At 26.6% G+C, this 4,701-nt stretch carries 3 protein-coding genes; all 3 read right to left on the reverse strand.

The genetic code is table 11. The features are described 5' to 3' along the window. Positions 1 to 910: motility associated factor glycosyltransferase family protein (locus AJ886_RS03740; RefSeq protein ID WP_148124022.1), on the reverse strand; the 910-nt coding region annotated here is incomplete at its 3' end. Between the two features lie 12 nt (positions 911 to 922). Continuing rightward, the gene (locus AJ886_RS03745; RefSeq protein WP_083267237.1) at positions 923 to 2,782 is read right to left on the reverse strand and encodes a motility associated factor glycosyltransferase family protein; all 1,860 of its coding nucleotides are present in this window, start codon (positions 2,780 to 2,782) and stop codon (positions 923 to 925) included. Next, positions 2,779 to 4,701 (reverse strand): motility associated factor glycosyltransferase family protein (locus AJ886_RS03750; RefSeq protein ID WP_070287142.1); only part of this gene is annotated, 1,923 nt, incomplete at its 5' end. The genes AJ886_RS03745 and AJ886_RS03750, both read right to left, overlap by 4 nt.

Genomic DNA, 4,701 nt, shown 5'->3' on the forward strand with positions numbered 1-4,701 from the left:
TATCAAATTCCCCAAAATCATGATTAAAAAATTCTGCTGTAATGGCTTTTCTTTCAAGCATACAAACATAATCAGGCTTTATACCATGCTTAGCTAAAATAGGATAAGAAGAATCCGCACAAAAAATCGTAGCTTTATTAGCATATTTTTTTAATAAAGGAAGTTGTTTGGTAAGAGATGGCCCTGTAGAAACAATAATAGCTGTATCACTTAAATTCTTTCTTTTAGAAAGTAATTCTGTATAACTAGGATGAGTGATCATTTGAGGAAGATTATAAACAAATTGTTCTATGCCTTGAAGGGCATCAAGTGGATCATTGCCATTTCTTAAAATGATATTTTTAAAAGTTTCTGCTAGTTTATGATTGATTTTTAAAACATCTTCATGAAATCTTTCATAATAATTACTCATCAGTTCTAAAAAATAAATTCTAGAAAATTGAAAGAAAGGTTTGCTAGAACAAAAATCAGAAAAAAATTCTATATCTAAAGAACTAGTTTCTAAAATCATCAATCTTGAATTTTGTAATTCATTTGAAAAATCTAAGATATGAAACATCACCCAAATGATTTCTATATCTTTTTCAAAAACAACAATATGTTGATGATTTTTATTTTGCAATAAAGCTTTAAATAAAATTCCATTTCCAAAACCATAAAAATACAATACAGGATAAAGTAGATATTTATCATTATAAGTGTTTAACATAGTGTTTAATTCATCAATAACATTTTCATAAAGAAAAGTATTATCACTTGTATCTTTTAGATTGATATCAAGATTATCTTTACCTAAGATAAGTTCAAATTTACTAGATTTGATTTCTTTTAAACTTTCTTTTAAAAGAATATTGCTTAAAGCCTCAATGTTTTTGTTAAAGAGTTCTTTTTGAGTAGGGGTGAAGGTCATTGGAAATCCTAATTATTTTTTGATTATATCGTCAAAATTCCAATTTTCTAAACTTTTTTCTATGGTTTTGTTTTGAGTATCAAGATATCCTAAACCTTGGATAAACCAATTGTGTTGTATTTTCAAAAAGTCTATTAAATTTTCTTTTTGCTTATTTGTGTTTAAAACTTCAAATTTTAAAATTTCGCATTCGTTATGAAAATAAATAGCTTGACAAAGTTCATTAAAAAGCTTGAGTTTTTTAAATTCTTTAAAAAGATTTAAAAGATCATTTTTGATTTTTTCAAGAGTTTGAAAATTCTTGTCATTTTTTTCTAAAGTGTATCTAAGCTTTTGAAGCTGAGTTTGAGTTTTTTTTATAAATTCTTTAGATTCTAAAATGCTTTTTTGGAGATATTTTTTTATTTTTTCTAATTTTTCTTTGGCTAGTTTTTTATCTAGAAATTTTGGAAAATCAAAAGGTTTATTTAAATCTTTATCAAGTAAATTCTCACAAGCCCATAGAAAAGGTTTTTCTATGGTTCCTTCTATCCTTGCTCCACCTTCGGTGCAGTTGTAAGTGTTGATATGAAGTTTTTCTTTTGCCCAAAATATATCTTTTTCAAAAGCTTGACGAAATAAATTCCAAGTAAGTTGTGTTCTTACTTTGCCTTTTCCCCCATAAGCTAGTGTATATTTTTCTCCTCTGATTTCTTCACCTTGACTTCCATGTATATGCTCTTTAGGATGTGAACTTCCATCCTCGCCATAAGCTAAATCCTGTCCTATAAAAATGATATTTTCAAATCTTAAAGCTCCTGCTAGTTCATAGATCATATTTGAAACACTGTGTCCTACTCCAAGATATCCATATTCATCAAGTTTTAAACTAGCCGCAAAATTTAAAGGGCGATGTACAAGCATATAAGTTCTTTGATCTTTTTCTAAAAAATCTAATACTTCTTTGTGAACCACAGAAGCAAGTATGAAAAGTATGTCTTTGTTAAAATCGCCAAAATCATTATCAAAACATTTAGAAACTATATCATCACGTTCTAACATACAAACATAATCAGGCTTTATACCGTATTTTCCAAGGATAACATAAGCACTATCCGCACAAAAAATCGTAGCTTTATTAGCATACTTTTTTAATAAAGGAAGTTGTTTAATTAAACTTGGTCCTGTAGAAACAATGATAGCATTTTTAACTTTAGCTCTTCTTTCTTTAAGAAATTCTTGAAAAATTCCATGATTTAACATTTTAGGAAGATTATCTAAAGTATGTTTGATACCTACCAAAGAATCATGCGGATCATTGCCTTTGTTTAAAACAATAAAGCGTATCATTTCCATGAGTTGGGTGTTTGTATTTTGTATTTGTGTACTTTGGAATTTTTGATAAAAATCGCTATGGATAAAAAGATTAAAAATTTTTACACTTTTTTGAATGACTTCATAGCTAAAAAGTGTGCTAAGTTGTGCAATATTTAGCGTTTGAGTGTGAAAAAGTATGAGTTTTTCATTTTTTAAGGCTTCACTAAAGTCAAATAAATGAAAAGCAAGGGCTAAAATTTCCAAATCATCTTCAAAAACAACAATATGTTGATGATTTTTATTTTCACATAAGCTTTTATAAAGCATTCCATTTCCAAAACCATAAAAAAATAAAATAGGATATTTTGCGTATTCACTTTGAAAAAGGCTAAGATTTTCTAAAAGCTCTTGATTAGGATTTTGATAAAGTAAGATTTCATCTTTTGTAAAATTGATTCCATTTTCATTTTGAATAAGTTTCAAAGTTATATTTTTAAGTGATCTTAATCTATAAGCTAGAGTTTCATCAACTTCAAATAAAGCTTGAGTATTTTTTAAAAAAAGCTCTTCTCTCACCTTCTTACCCTTTCCATCCATTTATCTAATTTTTTTTCTTTAAGTTTTTCTTCTAAAGGAAGTATATTTTTTATCAAAGCACTTTCTTGTGCTTTGATATGTCCATAAACTAATTCCATAAATTCTAAGTGTTCTTTTATCCAAAGAATACTTTTATTAAAAGCATCTTCTTTGGTTTTAGGATTTAAAACATAAATTCTAGCAAGATTAAGTTCAAATTGAGTTAGTAAGGGGCCTAAAATTTGTATCAAATCTTTTTGAGTATTGTAAAGTTCATCGATTTGAGTTTTGATTTTATCTATATCTTTAATGATCTCTTTGATAAGGGTTTCATTTTCTTGAGAATTTTGCAATACAATAAAAGAGTTTTTTATTTTATCATAGCTTTTAATAAATTTATCATTAAAATCTCTACAATGTTTAATACTTTGATAAACTTTATAATAAGCCTTAAGTAAAAACTCATTTTGTTTATTTAAACTTAAAGGTTCTAATTTTTCAAAAGGTTTATCTAAATCTTTATAAAGTAAATTCTCACAAGCCCAAAGAAAAGGTTTTTCTATAGTTCCTTCTATCCTTGCTCCACCTTCGGTACAGTTGTAAACTTTAGTATCTAAATATTTTTGTATTTTTTGTACATCTTGTTCTAAATTTTGCTTAAACATGAGCCAGACATGATGAGTTTTAACTTTCCCTTTTTTGCCATAAGCAAGAGTGTAAAGATGTGGATACTTTTTACTTTCATAGGTTGCTGAGTTTTGATAATCATCAGGATGAGAATTGCCATTTTCAGCATAAGCTAAATCCTGTCCTATAAAAATGATTTTTTTATGATTTAAATGCAAGGAAAGATAACAAGCCATATGTGCAACACTAAATCCCATGTTAAAATATCCAAAATAATCTAATTTTAAATATTCTATAAAGCTTGCATAGGTTGAAACTATGGTAAAATTATCGGTTTTTTTGTTTAGATAGTGTATAGCATTAGGGTGTACTACAGATTTGATAATAAAACAAACATCTCTATCAAATTCCCCAAAATCATGATTAAAAAATTCTGCTGTAATGGCTTTTCTTTCAAGCATACAAACATAATCAGGCTTTATACCATGCTTAGCTAAAATAGGATAAGAAGAATCCGCACAAAAAATCGTAGCTTTATTAGCATATTTTTTTAATAAAGGAAGTTGTTTGGTAAGAGATGGCCCTGTAGAAACAATAATAGCTGTATCACTTAAATTCTTTCTTTTAGAAAGTAATTCTGTATAACTAGGATGAGTGATCATTTGAGGAAGATTATAAACAAATTGTTCTATGCCTTGAAGGGCATCAAGTGGATCATTGCCATTTCTTAAAATGATATTTTTAAAAGTTTCTGCTAGTTTATGATTGATTTTTAAAACATCTTCATGAAATCTTTCATAATAATTACTCATCAGTTCTAAAAAATAAATTCTAGAAAATTGAAAGAAAGGTTTGCTAGAACAAAAATCAGAAAAAAATTCTATATCTAAAGAACTAGTTTCTAAAATCATCAATCTTGAATTTTGTAATTCATTTGAAAAATCTAAGATATGAAACATCACCCAAATGATTTCTATATCTTTTTCAAAAACAACAATATGTTGATGATTTTTATTTTGCAATAAAGCTTTAAATAAAATTCCATTTCCAAAACCATAAAAATACAATACAGGATAAAGTAGATATTTATCATTATAAGTGTTTAACATAGTGTTTAATTCATCAATAACATTTTCATAAAGAAAAGTATTATCACTTGTATCTTTTAGATTGATATCAAGATTATCTTTACCTAAGATAAGTTCAAATTTACTAGATTTGATTTCTTTTAAACTTTCTTTTAAAAGAATATTGCTTAAAGCCTCAATGTTTTTGTTAAAGAGTTCTTTTTG

Origin of the sequence: Campylobacter sp. BCW_6465 (genome assembly GCF_001762815.1) — a bacterium.
Taxonomy (GTDB): domain Bacteria; phylum Campylobacterota; class Campylobacteria; order Campylobacterales; family Campylobacteraceae; genus Campylobacter_D; species Campylobacter_D jejuni.